At 62.5% G+C, this 14,669-nt stretch carries 15 protein-coding genes and 1 tRNA gene; 14 read left to right on the top strand and 2 right to left on the bottom strand.

Features of this window, described 5'->3' with window-relative positions; genetic code table 11:
- The first annotated feature begins 52 nt into the window (after positions 1–52).
- From LFT47_RS21535 to LFT47_RS14900, 11 genes are all read left to right on the top strand, one after another.
- A complete protein-coding gene (locus LFT47_RS21535) occupies positions 53–190 on the top strand; it encodes an ATP-binding cassette domain-containing protein (protein WP_442863474.1) in 138 nt (45 codons plus the stop codon).
- Between the two features lie 109 nt (positions 191–299).
- Entirely contained in the window at positions 300–1,196 is an 897-nt protein-coding gene (locus LFT47_RS14940; protein WP_236811967.1) for a hypothetical protein, read from the top strand.
- Between the two features lie 29 nt (positions 1,197–1,225).
- Positions 1,226–1,591: a hypothetical protein gene (locus LFT47_RS14935; protein WP_236811965.1), complete on the top strand. Its 366-nt coding sequence runs from the start codon at positions 1,226–1,228 to the stop codon at positions 1,589–1,591.
- A gap of 536 nt (positions 1,592–2,127) precedes the next feature.
- Positions 2,128–2,204 (top strand) — tRNA-Met (locus LFT47_RS14930).
- Between the two features lie 140 nt (positions 2,205–2,344).
- Positions 2,345–2,479: a hypothetical protein gene (locus tag LFT47_RS21385; protein WP_272909585.1), complete on the top strand. Its 135-nt coding sequence runs from the start codon at positions 2,345–2,347 to the stop codon at positions 2,477–2,479.
- A gap of 197 nt (positions 2,480–2,676) precedes the next feature.
- Positions 2,677–2,964, top strand: a complete 288-nt coding sequence (locus LFT47_RS14925) for a hypothetical protein (RefSeq protein WP_236811963.1) — start codon at positions 2,677–2,679, stop codon at positions 2,962–2,964.
- A gap of 80 nt (positions 2,965–3,044) precedes the next feature.
- A complete protein-coding gene (locus LFT47_RS14920; RefSeq protein ID WP_236811961.1) occupies positions 3,045–3,416 on the top strand; it encodes a VOC family protein in 372 nt (123 codons plus the stop codon).
- A 180-nt stretch (positions 3,417–3,596) separates the two neighbouring features.
- Complete coding sequence (locus LFT47_RS14915; protein WP_236811959.1) at positions 3,597–4,364, top strand: electron transfer flavoprotein subunit beta/FixA family protein; 768 nt, start codon at positions 3,597–3,599, stop codon at positions 4,362–4,364.
- Between the two features lie 13 nt (positions 4,365–4,377).
- Positions 4,378–5,349 (top strand): electron transfer flavoprotein subunit alpha/FixB family protein, encoded by a 972-nt coding sequence (locus tag LFT47_RS14910; protein WP_236811957.1) that lies wholly within the window; start codon positions 4,378–4,380, stop codon positions 5,347–5,349.
- A 90-nt stretch (positions 5,350–5,439) separates the two neighbouring features.
- Positions 5,440–6,372: a cytochrome b/b6 domain-containing protein gene (locus LFT47_RS14905; protein WP_236811955.1), complete on the top strand. Its 933-nt coding sequence runs from the start codon at positions 5,440–5,442 to the stop codon at positions 6,370–6,372.
- A gap of 64 nt (positions 6,373–6,436) precedes the next feature.
- Positions 6,437–7,573 (top strand): acyl-CoA dehydrogenase family protein, encoded by a 1,137-nt coding sequence (locus LFT47_RS14900; protein WP_236811952.1) that lies wholly within the window; start codon positions 6,437–6,439, stop codon positions 7,571–7,573.
- Positions 7,574–7,631: 58 nt separating this feature from the next.
- Here LFT47_RS14900 and LFT47_RS14895 read toward each other — a convergent pair whose 3' ends face one another.
- Entirely contained in the window at positions 7,632–8,420 is a 789-nt protein-coding gene (locus LFT47_RS14895) for a PspA/IM30 family protein (RefSeq protein WP_236811951.1), read from the bottom strand.
- Between the two features lie 102 nt (positions 8,421–8,522).
- Positions 8,523–10,586 carry a TPM domain-containing protein gene (locus tag LFT47_RS14890; RefSeq protein WP_236811950.1) on the bottom strand — a complete coding sequence of 688 codons (2,064 nt, stop codon included), beginning with the start codon at positions 10,584–10,586 and terminating at the stop codon, positions 8,523–8,525.
- Positions 10,587–10,917: 331 nt separating this feature from the next.
- Between LFT47_RS14890 and LFT47_RS14885 the strand changes: the two genes are divergently transcribed.
- The 3 genes from LFT47_RS14885 to LFT47_RS14875 all read left to right on the top strand — a co-directional run bounded on the left by LFT47_RS14885 (position 10,918) and on the right by LFT47_RS14875 (position 14,666).
- Entirely contained in the window at positions 10,918–12,609 is a 1,692-nt protein-coding gene (locus LFT47_RS14885; protein ID WP_236811949.1) for a S1C family serine protease, read from the top strand.
- A gap of 288 nt (positions 12,610–12,897) precedes the next feature.
- Positions 12,898–13,698: an electron transfer flavoprotein subunit beta/FixA family protein gene (locus tag LFT47_RS14880; protein WP_236811948.1), complete on the top strand. Its 801-nt coding sequence runs from the start codon at positions 12,898–12,900 to the stop codon at positions 13,696–13,698.
- 14 nt (positions 13,699–13,712) lie between these two features.
- The gene (locus LFT47_RS14875) at positions 13,713–14,666 is read left to right on the top strand and encodes an electron transfer flavoprotein subunit alpha/FixB family protein (RefSeq protein ID WP_236811947.1); all 954 of its coding nucleotides are present in this window, start codon (positions 13,713–13,715) and stop codon (positions 14,664–14,666) included.
- Positions 14,667–14,669 lie beyond the last annotated feature (3 nt).

Below are 14,669 nucleotides of genomic sequence, written 5' to 3'. Positions count from 1 at the left end.
GAAATCTGTGGATTTCACCTGCAGGCTCGAGGAGCTCGGAAAGGACTATGGAATGGTACAAGCGGTGCGGGACATCTCGTTCGAGCTGGTACCTGGAGAAGTCTTCGGACTCCTCGGCCCGAACGGGTCCGGAAAATCGACCACCCGTCACATCCAGAGCGGTTTGCTTGAAGCGAGCCAGGGAGTTTGATGTCAACGGTGTGCCTCTGGACACCCATTCCAAACTGATTTGACTAAATCTAAAACACCCATTCAGGTTGGCATTGCACTCAAGGTGGGTGAAGTGAAAGGGGGAAATCATGAGTTCACGTGATACGCGGGAAGTCATGCTCGATTGGGGTAAAAAGGGCGTCGCTGCGGCGCTGGCGGGCGTTATTCTCCTTTCGGCACCGGGCGCTGTCCGGAGTGTTTCTGGTTCGACTGCAACTTCCGCGTCGTCGACGGTCAGTATTTCGACGACGGCTGTTGCCGCATCGAACCCTGTGGGAATCGCCATGTATGTCGAGATGCGGAAGCTGGTGAATACCCGCAGCTCAAGATGGCTCCTCTCCTCCATGGCGCTTCTTGGCATGCTCGTGATCGCCGTCTTCGTCGTTGTCTCTGCCACTCGCGGCGAGCCAATCAATGTATCCATGATGCTTGCCGCGCTTGCGCTGCCGGCGGGAATTGGAGCGCCAATTATTTCAATTCTGGCTGTAACCTCTGACTGGCAGCACCGTGACGCAATCAAGTTCTTTGTCCTTCAGCCAAAGCGCGGCGTGCTGCTCCTCGCGAAGTATCTCGCGGTGGCCACCTTCGCCCTCGGTGTCATACTGCTCGTCTGCGCCGTCGCTTTTTTCGCCTCGGCGGGCTTCTCAGCGATTGCGGAATACGAGCTGGTCCTAGGTGACCTCGTAAAGAGCCTATGGCTGCTCACGTGCGTCACCGTGATTGGAACAATTTCAGGTGCGTCGGTCGCATCGGCACTTCTCTCCACGCCAATAGCTATCGTTTTCGTCCTGTTCCAATCCTTCGTGTTCGACTCGCTGATCGGGCTTTTCGCGGGGAACGCTACACCGTTTCTGCAGTCGGCCACTCTTTCAAACGTTTTGACTGAAGGAGGAAACGCCATCGCGGCGATTTCCTCAGCAGCGATTTGGATCATTGTGCCGTGCGTCATCGGTGTCTGGCGCAATCGAACGCGGGATGTAGTTTAATCGCATGATCTTGACAACGGAGTGAAACAATGGAATTAAACCTCAAGCAGGATATTGTGTACGCCCTCAGGAAGAAGGGCGTAGCAGAAACCGAGATACCGCGCCTCCTCGACGAAGCGATGGAACAACGCCGGACAGCAGGTGATCGATTCAGCGTTGCCGATTTTGTGGCTAGTACCCCACGCGGGACCAGCATCTCCAGGGGCACACGGATCGGTTACGTCGCCGCCGTGTTTTTGGTGCTTTGCATTGGCGTTCAGCTGCTCCTTAGTGGCATGTTTAGCGTTCACCTGGGCATTCCTGGCCTCCTGTTCTACTACGGTGCAGCTCTCCTGGGACTGGTGGCCCTCGTGTTCTCCGCCTACTACGTAGACCGCAGGGTTCCCGTCAAATAGCCTGAAGCTGATCGCCTAACCTCAATCTTTTGCGGAGGGCGGCTTCTACCGGGTCAAGACTTGCCGTCTGTTTGATGTCTGCAGCGACAAGTTGGGCTGAGTACTGGGAAGGTCAAGGCCTCATCCACTTACGCCCTGCATGGGATCGCTTTCAAACGACTTAGCGAACCGCCGTATGCGAGGCCCGGACGTACGGGGGTGTGAGAAGTGGGTCGGGAAACCCGACCCACCTACTCGATTTCGCCACCGATTTGCCGGTGGGGGAGCGCGGGATGGGTAGAACGTATGCCCGGTACGGCTGCGCTGTCCGTCCCGACTTTCTTTGCGCCGCCCCGGCGCCCGAAGGACGCGACTCGCCGTGTCGCAAGCGCTTTCCCGAAGCAAAGAAGGTCAGGACGGCGCCAAGTCCCAGCGAGAATAGCCCCTCTCAAGGGCTGTCACTCCTGCCTGAAGGCTCCTCCAGATCCCAACGTGCCGCAGCGCACATCTGAGTGGTCAGGGGCGTCCCCGAATGTGCGGTAGAGTTGATTTTGCGACGCGGGGTGGAGCAGTTCGGTAGCTCGCTGGGCTCATAACCCAGAGGTCACAGGTTCAAATCCTGTCCCCGCAACCAAGTAGACGAAAGAGTCCGCCCGCATGGGCGGACTCTTTCGTTTAACCCCCTGTTTTCGCAATTTCCGGGTTATAGGACAAAACGTGTGCAAATCCCGGGCGCGTCCTCGCTCGGATGTTGGATTCTGCTCAATCATTCGAATGGATAAATTCCGGGCCCGCGGAATCACGGCCCCGGCAGCTTCGGCGAAGAGAATGATCCAGCAGAATCCGACGGTGTCCATCGAACTGGTCTTGGACGCGGTCTTGGACAGCCAAGCGGGCCGATCCGGGTGAAACGTTTTTCACACGCAGAAGCACCCAGATCCACACTGAGATTGCCGGCAAACACACTGATTTTTGGCAAATCTGTACGGATTTTAACCACTCCGACCCCTGAGAGGCGAAATGTTGGGCTAGATTCTCGGGTGAACAAAACTTCATCACCGGATTACAGGCGGCGCTCCGCGGTGGCCGGCTCGAGGAGGGACCCAATGAACGCGGCATCGAAAATAGTTGGCGCAGCCCTAGACGGCGTGGCCGTTGGATTGGCCCTGGCGTTCATTCTGTTCGTGGCCACTTGCGTGATCGCCATTTCGACGGGCTCCCCGGCGACCCTGCCGGGTCTTTTTGCCGCGACTGCCGGAAGCGAAAACGGGGCGCTGGCCTTGGAATTCCAGCCGAACTTCGCAGGAATCGCCGTGGTCATAGCGTTGTCGGTGCTTGTCAGCGTGGTGATGGCCGTGCGAAGCAGCATCGCGGAAACTCCCGGTCCTCGTTGACAGTCCAGGCCCTGGAGGAAGACACTTGGGCCGAATGGCCCGTTCATCCTGACCGAATGGGCCGGCCTGAGGAGGTCCTAGTGATCAGTGCAACGATGGTCGTGGCGACAATTCCCGTCACGGATCTGGAGCGGGCGAAGGAATTCTACGGCGGCATCCTGGAGTTGACGTTCCTCTGGGAGACTCCGGTAGGCGTCCGATACCGGTGCGGATCCGTCAGCGAGATCTCAGTCTTCAAGCGTCCGCCTACTGCCACGGAGCACACCCTGGCCCACTTCGAAGTGGACGACATAGAGGCGGTCGTCCAAGACTTGGCCGCCAAGGGCGTGGAGTTCCTCGACTACACAGAGGGATCCCTCGCCACAACAGGGCACATCGCCCAGCTCGGCCCCGCCCGCGGCGCATGGTTCCGTGATCCCGACGGGAACACCCTCGGCATCCGCCAGGGCTAGATCGATCGCTTCGAAAGCCTGATACCTGTCGCCGGGCCGGATCCCCATGCCCGGCGCGAAAAATCCCGGCAGAATCAATAGGAGTTCCAAGCATTCCTTCCTTCGCTCCATGGTAAATACTAGGAGTTCCTAGTATTCTCGATTCCAAGCGTCAGCCATTTGCATCGAGGGAGCTGTTGAATGAAGATCGTCGTGCTCGTCAAACAAGTGCCGGATACGGCCGAGGAACGGAAGCTCGACCTGGCAACGGGCCAGCTCGACCGTGAGGCCGCCGACTCCGTGCTCGATGAAATCAACGAGCGCGCCCTCGAAGCCGCGTTGCGCATCAAGGATGCCAACAAAGGCGCCGAAGTAGTGGCAATGACCATGGGTCCTGATGACGCCACACAGTCCTTGCGCAAGGCCCTTTCCATGGGAGCCGATTCAGCGGTTCACATTGTCGATGATTCCCTGGACGGCGCCGACACCGGCCGAACGGCCGCAACGCTCGCGGCCGCACTGAGGTCCACTGGGTTCGACGTGGTGATGGCCGGCAACGAATCGACGGATGGCCGCGCCGGCGTCGTGCCCGCCATGGTTGCCGAACATCTCCGGCTGCCACTGTTGGGTTCATTGATCTCAGCGGAAATCGCCGACGACGGCGTGAGCGGCGTTCGCCAGGGTGAGGGGGGAACCCTCAATGTCCGTGCCGGACTGCCTGCCATCGTCACTGTGACCGAGCGTTTCCCGGAGGCCCGGTTTCCGAACTTCAAGGGCATCTTGACGGCCAAGCGCAAACACGTCACCACGTTGTCCACCGCTGAGCTTGGTGTCCCGACGGGCGCCAGCCGCACCGTGGTGGTCTCCACCGTTGAGCGGCCGCCGCGCGCGGCCGGACGAAAACTCATCGATGACGGAACCGCGGCCGACGAGCTCGCCGATTTCCTCGTTGCGAACCGCCTGGTCTGAGGGAGGAAGAGAAATGTCGAACATCTTGGTGCTCATTGAAATTTCCCACCGCGGCGAGATTGCCGCTTCCGCCCGCGGGCTGCTGGCTGCCGCAGCCACTCTGGGGTCGCCGGTCGCCGTCGTCGTCTCGCCCGCACCCTTGGAGGACGACGACGTCGCGCGCTTGGGTGAGCTGGGCGCGGCAAGGATCTACTCGGCCGTGACAGCTGCGGCCGGCAGTGTTTTGGTGGCACCTGCCGTGGATGCCCTGGGCGGGGCCGTCGACGCCTACGAGCCGGCTGCCATTCTCACTGCGAATTCGGTGGACGGCCGCGAAGCTGCCGCCCGGCTTGCTGTGCGGGTCGGCGGGAGCGTGCTCGCCGACGTCGTGCAGGTGAGCAGCGAGAACGGAACCGTTGTTGCACAGCATTCGGTGTTTGGCGGTGCTTACACTGTCGAGTCCGTGGCGGAAGGCGGGCTGCCCATCCTCACCATCCGGCAGGGGGTGATCGAAGGCCAGGCTCCGGCAGCCACGGCAGACCTGCAGACCGTGTCCCTCGACGCCAGAGAAGAAGGCGTCGCCATCATTGACCAGTTCAACGACGATGCCGCCGTCTCGGCCCGGCCCGAGCTGCGGACTGCGTCGACGGTGGTTTCCGGGGGACGGGGTTTGGGCTCGTCCGAGAACTTCGTGCTGGTGGAACAGCTCGCCGACACCTTGGGCGCGGCGGTCGGTGCGTCACGCGCAGCCGTCGACGCCGGGTACATTGCCCAGACGGCCCAGGTGGGCCAGACCGGTGTGAGCGTGTCCCCGCAGCTGTACATCGCATTGGGAATTTCCGGAGCAATCCAGCACCGCGCAGGCATGCAGACCGCCAAGACCATTGTGGCCATCAACAAAGACGAGGACGCTCCTATTTTCGAGGTGGCCGACTTCGGAATCGTGGGCGATATTTTCACGGTGGTCCCGAAACTCATCGAGGCCGTCAAAGCCCGTTCAAACTGACGGCGTAACAGGCTTTGGCCGCTTCGGTCCAAAGCCTGTTAGCTTGATGCGTCCCTGATTGCAAAGTTCTTCCGAGAGGTGCCTGAGAAGATGTCCACCCCCGCCAAAAAGTCGACAGCAGCCAAAAGCAAATGGTCCCAACCCCTTTGGGTGGTTCCAGGCGTGCTGCTCGTCCTTTTGCTCATCGTCTTGTTTGCCAAATGGTTGACGGGCCTGTCGGGTGTGCAGTCGTTCTTGCACGACTTCCCAGGCGCATCCAGTCTCCCGGCGAACGCCCCTGTAGGTTTCCCGGCATGGCTCGGATGGCAGCACTTCCTGAACGTCTTCTTCATGGTGCTCATCGTCCGATCCGGTTGGCAGGTCCGCACGGCCAAGAGGCCGCCGGCCCAATGGACCCGCAACAACAAGGGATTCATCCGGACCAAGAACGCGCCAACCAAGATCAGCCTGGACCTGTGGTTCCACCTGACTCTCGATGCCCTGTGGGTGTTGAACGGCATCGTCTTCATCATCGTGATCTTTGCCACCGGGCAATGGATGCGGATCATCCCCACCAGCTGGGATGTCTTCCCGAACGCCCTTTCCGCCGCCCTCCAGTACGCATCGTTGAACTGGCCCACCGAAGACGGCTGGGTGAACTACAACGCCCTGCAATTGCTGACCTACTCCGTCACGGTCTTCATCGCCGCCCCGCTTGCCATCATCACCGGCCTGCGCACGTCCTCGGCATGGCCCAAGAAGGCCGGCACGGTGAACAAGATCTATCCCATCGAACTTGCCCGGGCTGTGCATTTCCCGGTGATGGTGTACTTCGTGCTCTTCACCATCGTGCACGTCACCTTGGTCCTCGCCACCGGGGCGCTGCGCAACCTCAACCATATGTATGGCGGCAGCGACGATATCAACTGGGTTGGTTTCGGTATTTTCGCCGTGTCCCTCCTGGTGATTGTGGGCGCCTGGTTCCTCGCGAGGCCGCTGTTCCTTCGCCCTGTCGCTTCGCTGATGGGCAAAGTCAGCAAGTAAACGCACCGAATAGCCAGAAATACCGGACAACCGGAGAACTGGGAAGAACTGCAAAGGAGTGCCAATGTTTGAGCTCACAGAGGACCAGCAAGCGGTGGTAGAGATGGTGCGCGACTTCGCCACAACGGCCATTGCACCGCACGCCGCGGAATGGGACGAGACCAAGCATTTCCCAGTGGATGTCCTGCGCGAAGCGGGCACCCTCGGCATGGGAGGCATCTATGTCCGGGAAGAGTTCGGCGGCTCGGGGCTCTCCCGCACGGATGCTGCGCTGATCTTTGAAGAGCTGTCCAAGGCGGACCCCACCATCGCGGCCTACATCTCGATCCACAACATGGTGGTGTGGATGATTGACGCTTTCGGCAATGATGAGCAGCGGGCCCAATGGGTGCCGCAGCTTGCGTCCATGGAGGCTTTGGGCAGCTATTGCCTCACGGAGCCGGGAGCCGGCTCGGACGCGGCCGCACTGAGCACCAAAGCAGTGCTCGACGGCGACAGTTACGTTCTTAACGGCACCAAACAGTTCATTTCGGGCGCAGGAGCTTCCAGCATCTATGTGGTCATGGCACGGACTGCGGACACGGGGAGCCAGGGCATCACCGCGATCGTTGTGCCCTCGGACGCGCCGGGCCTGTCCTTCGGTCCGAATGAGAAGAAGATGGGATGGAATGCCCAACCCACGCGTCAGGTCATCTTCGAGGACGTACGGGTCCCGGTGGCGAACCGGCTTGGCGAGGAAGGCAGCGGATTCGGCATCGCCATGAAGGGCCTCAACGGAGGCCGGGTCAATATGGGCGCTTGTTCCCTGGGAGGCGGCCAGGCGGCCCTGGAGAAGTCCATCGCCTACCTCAAGTCACGCTCGGCATTCGGTGGCCCGCTCATCAACCAGCAGTCCTTGCTGTTTGACATCGCCGACATGGATACGGAACTCGAAACTGCCAGAACCTTGATCCTCCGTGCCGCAGACGCCTTGGACCGCGGCGCCCCGGACACCGTGAGGTTATGCGCAATGGCGAAGCGCGTCGCCACGGACGCCGGGTTCAATGTCGCAAACAAAGCCATCCAACTGCACGGCGGCTACGGATACCTGTCGGAATACGGCCTCGAGAAGATTGCCAGGGACCTGCGCGTCCACCAGATCCTGGAAGGCAGCAACGAAATCATGAGGCTCATCGTTGGACGACTCGCTGTAGGGGCATAAGGCACCCAGCAAGCACGAAGGGCCGGACCTCACAAGGTCCGGCCCTTCGTTGGTGGGACTAGAGCTTGTCGAAGTCGGCTTCGTCCACAGTGTCGTCTGCCGGAGCGGTGGCGCCGGCTCCGATCGCAGCCTTCGAGCCGCCCGACTTCAACGCCGCCAGGCGGGCCTCGATTTCCGTCTGCTCCCCGAGGTCCTCAAGCTGGTTGAACTGTGCATCCAGGCTCGAGGCCGCAAGTTCCTGCTGGCCGAGGACTTTGGCCTCTTCGCGGCGGATCTTCTCTTCGAAGCGGCCCACCTCGCTGGTGGGGTCCATGATGTCGATGCTCTTGAGGGCGTCGTGCACCTGGGTCTGGGCAGCAACCGTCTTGGAGCGGGCAACCAGCTCATTGCGCTTGCTGGTGAGCTCGTTGAGTTTGCCCTTCATCTGGTCGAGACCGCTCTTGAGCTTGTCCACGACCTCCGACTGGGACGAGATGTTGGGTTCGGCGGCCTTGGCCTCGTTCTCGGCCGACATCTGGCGCTGGATGGCCACCTTGGCAAGGTTGTCGAACTTCACGGCGTCGGCGGCGTTGCCGGCCGCGCGGTACTCGTCCGCCTTACGGGAGGCTGCGAGGGCCTTGTTGCCCCAGTCCTGGGCGTTCTTGATGTCCTCGTTGTAGTCGGCCTGCAGCATGCGGAGGTTGCCGATGGTCTGCGCCACGGCGGACTCGGCCTCGGCGATGTTGTTCGAGTAGTCGCGGACCATCTGGTCCAGCATCTTCTGCGGGTCCTCGGCCTGGTCGAGCAAGGCATTGATATTCGCCTTGGCGAGCTGTGCGATCCGCCCGAAAATGGACTGCTTAACCATGGTGTTGCCTTTCGTCCTGCTCAGTGATTCCCACTGAATCCAGTGATCAGTTTTTGTACCGCTTCTAGGTGGGGGACCGGCCCCCCACCTAGTCTTTGAATGCTAGAAGCTGCCGGAGTCGCCGCCGCCGAAGTCGCCTCCACCTCCACCGTCGCCGCCGAAGAAGCCTCCGCCCCCACCGCCGTCGCCGCCGAAGAAGCCTCCGCCTCCGCCGTCGTTGTTTCCACCGCCCCAGCCGCCTCCGCCGCCGTGGAGGATGGAATTGATGAGGATGCCGCCGAGGATCGCTCCGCCGAGGCCACCACCATTGCCTCCGCCACCGAACATGCCGCCGCGGCCGTAGCCTTGGTTCGCGAAGCCGCCGAACTGATCGACGTCGGACTGGGCCAGTTGCGCGGCCTGTGCGGCGAGCGACTGGGCCTGCTGGGCGTACGTCAGTGCCGTGACCGGGTCATTGCGGGAAATGGACAGGGCGTAGTCGAGATTTCGTTGGGCTTCGGCCAAACGGGTACGCGCCTCGGTGCCCACGCCGCCGCGTCGGGCCGCGATGTAGTCCGAGGTGGCGCTGATCTGGGACTGGGCGGCCATAATGGTCTGCTGGAGCGCGGCCTGTGCACGCCTTGCCTGTTCCTGCTGGTCACGGATTCCCGAGAGCGACTGGTCCAAGGCCTGGTGGGCTTTCTCCACGCGGTCCAAAGTGGCAATGGGATCGATCTTCCCGCCCTGGATTTCAACCTTGACTTGCGCCAGTGCGGCTTCGACTCCGGCCACCGGGCCCGCAAGCTCCGGGTGTTCGCCGGACTGGATCATCGCCTTGGCCTGTGCCAGGTCCTGGCTGGTCTCCACCACGGCGCCCTCCAACGCGTTCCGGGCCTCGTCGAGGCTGCCCGCTACCTTGGAGATCGCGTCGATCAGCACGTTGGTCTGGTGCAGGCCCTCTTCGGCGGCACGGACTGCCACTGCGGCAAGGCTGCTCTCACCTGCGGCGAGTTTTTCCTGTGCCGTCGTTGTCGCGTTGTGAACGAAGGCGAGCCGGTCCTTGGCTTGGGTGATGTTGTCGCTCACGTGGCCAAGTGCGCTGTCCGCGTACTTCTCGCGCAGCCCGTTGAGCGATTGCTCCGCGCTACTGATCTTTGCCTCGGCTTCATTGGCGCCGGCGGCAACAGTGGCCAAAGCCTGCGGCGCGTTCTTCTCGAGCTCGCGCAGGGAGTCGAAATCGGCCTTTTGCTCACGCAACGACTCGAGGGCAGCCTCCGAGCGTCGGATGATTTCGCCGAGCCAACTGCGCTGCTGCTCTTCGGTGTCCGGGATGTGATCATCGAGCTGTTGCTGCAGCTTGAAGGATTCGGTCATGTGGTTCTTGGCTTCCAGCAATGCCTTCGTGAAGTTCCCGACGGCGGCATCGCCGTATTGCGCCTGTGCGAAGCCGAGTTCCTGTTCGCTGGATTTGATGGTGTCATCCGCTTCGATGAGCAGGGAGCCGGCTTTTCGCCGCAAGTCCGGGATGCTCAAGGAAGCCAGGGGATCGAGCTGTTCTCCCTGCGGGCCGTAGCTCGTTCCGGATGCCTGGCCCTTCTTGCGGCGGTTACGGAAGTACAAGTACGTGCCCACACCGCCCGCGGCAACCACACCCGCTCCGATCAAAACGGCTGCACCCGAGTTGCCGCTCGGAACCGTGCCGCTGCCCCCGCCGGCGGCGTCGCCGACGGCGGCTGCGGTGTCGATGGCTGCCTGGGCAAAGTCACGCTTGCCTGCGCCCAGGTTGGCCGCGATGGCATTGGCCGAAATGGTTGACCTCTTGGAATAGATCGCGCTTGCAGAGTTGGGTGCGAAATAGTACTGACCGGCCGTGGAAATGGCCAGAATGACGTCAGCCTTGCCCATGCCCTTCTTGGTGGCCACTGCCGTGGCCCAGTCTGCGGGCGATGAGGGGTTGTCGAAGGAATTCACAGTGACCACGTACAAGTTGTATTTGTGGTCCTTCAGGAGCTTCTGGATGGCGTCCTGGACCTCGCCCTTGCGGTTGCCCAGGACATTCGCGTTGTCCACGATGTTCTGGCCGGAGGGGATTGTCACTGGACCCTCGGCCCAGGCTGCGGTGGCCGGGAGGACCAGCATTCCAGCCAGGCCGATGACGGCGAATACACGTTTCAACATTGACCGCATGTGCAACCCTTCAGCACGTCTGCGATTGGTCCGGGCCGGAGCAATCGAAACAGAATGCGTCAGCGCCCCCACGCATGGTTATCAAGCCGCAGGTCGCTGTGGCAATTCCACTTGATACTATGGTGCACCTTTTGGAGCGTCCACAGCGGCAAATATGCCGCCAGCGAAACGGGGAGAGATCCTCCCTTCTCCAGCGTTGAGGGGCTAGTCGGCGCCATTCGAGGGCACAGGGCCATTCCGGTGACGGCGTTCAGCAAGCTCCCAGCGAACGTCGACTCTTGATCCAGCAAGAGCGACGATAGTTAAGGGGACGAGGAAGAAAGGAAGTCCCATGACGGAGAACCCAGCACAGGGCGCCGCGCCTGAGAACAATGGCCCCGAGAACCATGGTCCTGAGGGCGCCGGCCAGGCGGAGGCGGACAAGCAAGCCAATTCCCAGCCTACGGCCCCGCTGCCGGCATACCAGCCGGGTCAGGATTTCACGGCGAAGCCCGAACACCCCGCGAAGCCCGAACACCCCGCGCAGCCGGATCACACGGCGCAGCCCGAACACCCCGCGCAGCCGGATCACACGGCGCAGGGCCCGGTAGCCCCGGCACCGTGGCCCCAAAGCCGGGCCGAAAACGCCACCGAGCAGATCCAGGCACAGCACAGCGCTCCCCAGAACGGTGCGCCACAGAACGGCGCGCCCCAGCACAGCGCGGGACCGCAGCACCCCTACCCGCAGCACCAGCCTTTCTACGGGGGACCGAACCCTTCGCAGCACTATCCCACGCAGCAGTTCCCGGCCCACCCGGGCGGTCCGGCGGCCAGCCCGAAACGCAAGCCGGTCTTCGGCGTCGGGACCTTGGTGGCCTGTATCCTGGCAGCCGGTCTCGTGGGCGGAGGGGTGGTGGCCGCCAGCGATCAATTGCTCAGCAGCCGGACCCCGGCGGCGGCCACAAGCGGCCAGACGGGAACCGTGATTGTCAACAACACGGACAATGTCAACGCCATCACCGCAGCGGCGGCCAAGGCTTCGCCGAGCGTCGTGACCATCATGGCTTCGAGCGGAAGCACGGGCGGCACTGGTTCGGGCATCATCCTCGACGACCAGGGCCACATCCTGACGAACACCCACGTGGTGACCCTAGACGGTGCCAGCGCCAATGCCGCCATTGAAGTGCGGCTGAGCGATGGACGTGTGCTGAAGGCGACGGTAGTGGGTACGGACCCGCTTTCGGACCTCGCCATCATCAAGGTTGACAACGCCTCCGGCCTCGTGCCGGCCACCCTGGGTGATTCCAGCAAGATCAATGTCGGAGACAACGCCATCGCCATCGGCGCTCCGCTCGGCCTGCCCGGCACGGTCACCGACGGCATCGTGTCCACGCTCAACCGCACCATCAGCGTGGCGTCCTCGGCTGTTCCCAACGGTGGCTCGGACAATTCGCAAAATGGCGGCCAGGGCGGATTCCAATTCGCCCCTCCAGGTGGTGGCCAGAGCCAGAGCAGTGCGGGCCAGGGCACCGTTTCGCTCAACGTGATCCAGACCGACGCGCCGATCAACCCGGGCAACTCGGGTGGAGCGCTCGTCAACACCAAGGGCGAGATCATCGGCGTCAACGTGGCAATCGCTTCTGCCGGCAGCAGCAGTTCTTCGTCTTCGTCCAGCGGCAACATTGGTGTGGGCTTCAGCATCCCGATCAACAACGCGAAGCGTATTGCGCAGGAACTCATCAAGAACGGCAAGGCCACCCACGGGCAGTTCGGCGTCAGCGTGCAGCCTAAGTCGGCAACAGGCAGCAGCTCCGGGTTCTCGGTGGGCGCGCAGGTTGCGGCTGTTACCAAGGGCTCGGCAGCTGAGAAGGCCGGACTCAAGGTGGGCGACGTCGTGACGAAGTTCGCGGGCATAGACATCACCGATCCAGAGCAGCTCACTGCGGCTGTCCGGGAGCAGCCGGCAGGCGCAACGGTCAAGGTGACCGTCCAGCGCAGCGGCCAGTCGCAGGAGCTCGACGTGACCTTGGATGCCGCACCGTAACAGCTGCGTTGTAGCAGCGGCAACAGCAGCGGATTCCAGCACGGAAACCAACAATCAGTCGACGACGGCGGGCGGCACCACATGCGGTGCGGCCCGCCGTCGTTGTGTGCCCTTGCTGCCGCAAGCGGGGCGATCCACGAAACAGGAGTTAACGCGGCGCGGTTGTCCGACTTGTTCCGCAATATGCTTAGCTAGGACGAGCCCGTACGCCGGGCACTCTTGGCCATGCGCCTAGTTGCTGGCCATCCCCGAGTATGGAAGGCTGCCTCGAACACAGTGGGAGATACATTGAAGATTGTTGTTCTGGTCAAGCACGTCCCGGACGCGCAGTTCGACCGACACCTCACCGGCCCGGGCAACACCGTGGACCGCGACGAGAGCATTCTGTCCGAACTGGACGAGTATGCGCTTGAAGCCGCGCTGCAGCTAAGCGAAGCCCGCGGAGGCGCGAAGGCCGGCAACGAGGTCATCGCCTTGAGCATGGGTCCCGCCGGTGCCGTGAACGCCGTCAAGAAGTCCTTGCAGATCGGTGCCTCCTCGGGAGCGCATTTGAGCGATGACGCGTTGGCCGGTTCCGATGCCGCCGCCACATCGCTGGCTCTCGCAGCGGCGATCCGGCATCTTGGCGCCGATTCGCCCGTGGACCTCGTCCTGACGGGCATGGCTTCGACCGACGGCGAAACGTCCTTGGTTCCGGCCCAGCTCGCTGAGCGGCTCGGACTCCCGCAAGTCACTTTCGCCTCCTCCCTGGAGGTGAACGGCGAACGCATCGTAGCGCGACGTGACGGTGACGCCCACGCGGACACCGTGGAGGCAAGCTTGCCCGCGCTGGTATCCGTGACTGACCAGATCAACGAGCCGCGATACCCCAACTTCAAGGGCATCCTTGCAGCCAAGAAGAAGAAAATCACGGCACTCACCCTGGCCGATATCGGCGTCGACGCCGCGCAGGTGGGCGCCGCGGGTTCGCTGACCGCCGTCGAGACCGCTGAGGCGCGGCCGCCGCGCACTGCCGGCACCATCATCACCGACGAAGGCGACGCCGGCATCAAGCTGGTTGAGTTCCTGGCCGCCCAGAAGCTGCTCTAAGAGGATTCCGACACATGGCAAAAGCACTTGTATTCATTGACAACCCGGGCGCGGCGCTCAAGAAGAGCAGCCTGGAACTCCTGACGATCGCGCGTTCCCTCGGGGATGTTGTGGTCGCCGTCAACGGCGAGCTGCACGACGACGTCGTGGCCGCCCTGGGTGCCCAAGGAGCCTCGGCTCTCTACCGCCCGTCCGCTACGGACCTGGACGATTACCTGGTCGCGCCGAAAGCCGCATATCTCGCCGCAGTCGTTGCGGCCTCCGGGGCCGGGACCGTCCTTCTGGAGAACACCGCCGACGGTAAGGAAATTGCGGCCCGTCTTGGCGTGAAGCTCAACGCCGGGGTCATCACCGATGTCGTGGGCGTCGACGCCGACGGCACGGCCCACAAGTCGGTCCTGGCAGGCTCGTACACCACCACGGCCAAGGCGCGCACCGCCGTCGCCGTGCTCACAATCAAGCCGAACAGCGTCGACGTCGGGACCCCGGCCGCGGCAAGCACGCCCGAAACCGCCACTATCGACGTCCCGGCCGATGCCACCGCGAATGCCGCACGGGTCACCGGGCGTGCAGAAAAGCCGGTTAGCGGCCGTCCCGAGCTCACCGAAGCCCGGATCGTGGTTGCCGGCGGACGCGGCGTCGACGGCGACTTCGGTCCTTTGGAAGAGCTGGCTGATGTGCTGGGCGGTGCACTCGGGGCTTCCCGCGCCGCCACGGATGCAGGCTGGATCGGCCATGACTACCAGGTTGGCCAGACGGGCAAGACCGTGTCCCCGCAGCTCTACATTTCGGCGGGCATCTCCGGAGCGATCCAGCAGAAGGCCGGGATGCAGACCTCCAAGGTCATCGTCGCGATCAACAAGGATGCTGAATCGCCGATCTTCGAAATCGCAGACTTCGGCATCGTCGGTGACCTCTTCAAGGTTGTTCCGCAGGCCACCGAAGAGATCAAAAAGCGGAAAGGCTGATCC

The sequence above is a fragment of the Arthrobacter sp. FW306-2-2C-D06B genome (genome assembly GCF_021789175.1).
Classification (GTDB): Bacteria; Actinomycetota; Actinomycetes; order Actinomycetales; family Micrococcaceae; genus Arthrobacter.
Note: the sequence above shows the minus strand (reverse complement) of the source record. Positions and strands in the feature narration are given on the sequence as shown.

Excerpts from the sequence above, each read along its gene's own strand:
- LFT47_RS21535 (WP_442863474.1), top strand. The coding sequence starts at position 53 with ATGGTACAAGCGGTGCGGGACATCTCGTTCGAGCTGGTACCTGGAGAA.
- LFT47_RS14940 (WP_236811967.1), top strand. The coding sequence starts at position 300 with ATGAGTTCACGTGATACGCGGGAAGTCATGCTCGATTGGGGTAAAAAG.
- LFT47_RS14935 (WP_236811965.1), top strand. The coding sequence starts at position 1,226 with ATGGAATTAAACCTCAAGCAGGATATTGTGTACGCCCTCAGGAAGAAG.
- LFT47_RS21385 (WP_272909585.1), top strand. The coding sequence starts at position 2,345 with ATGGATAAATTCCGGGCCCGCGGAATCACGGCCCCGGCAGCTTCGGCG.
- LFT47_RS14925 (WP_236811963.1), top strand. The coding sequence starts at position 2,677 with ATGAACGCGGCATCGAAAATAGTTGGCGCAGCCCTAGACGGCGTGGCC.
- LFT47_RS14915 (WP_236811959.1), top strand. The coding sequence starts at position 3,597 with ATGAAGATCGTCGTGCTCGTCAAACAAGTGCCGGATACGGCCGAGGAA.
- LFT47_RS14910 (WP_236811957.1), top strand. The coding sequence starts at position 4,378 with ATGTCGAACATCTTGGTGCTCATTGAAATTTCCCACCGCGGCGAGATT.
- LFT47_RS14905 (WP_236811955.1), top strand. The coding sequence starts at position 5,440 with ATGTCCACCCCCGCCAAAAAGTCGACAGCAGCCAAAAGCAAATGGTCC.
- LFT47_RS14900 (WP_236811952.1), top strand. The coding sequence starts at position 6,437 with ATGTTTGAGCTCACAGAGGACCAGCAAGCGGTGGTAGAGATGGTGCGC.
- LFT47_RS14895 (WP_236811951.1), bottom strand. The coding sequence starts at position 8,420 with ATGGTTAAGCAGTCCATTTTCGGGCGGATCGCACAGCTCGCCAAGGCG.
- LFT47_RS14890 (WP_236811950.1), bottom strand. The coding sequence starts at position 10,586 with ATGCGGTCAATGTTGAAACGTGTATTCGCCGTCATCGGCCTGGCTGGA.
- LFT47_RS14885 (WP_236811949.1), top strand. The coding sequence starts at position 10,918 with ATGACGGAGAACCCAGCACAGGGCGCCGCGCCTGAGAACAATGGCCCC.
- LFT47_RS14875 (WP_236811947.1), top strand. The coding sequence starts at position 13,713 with ATGGCAAAAGCACTTGTATTCATTGACAACCCGGGCGCGGCGCTCAAG.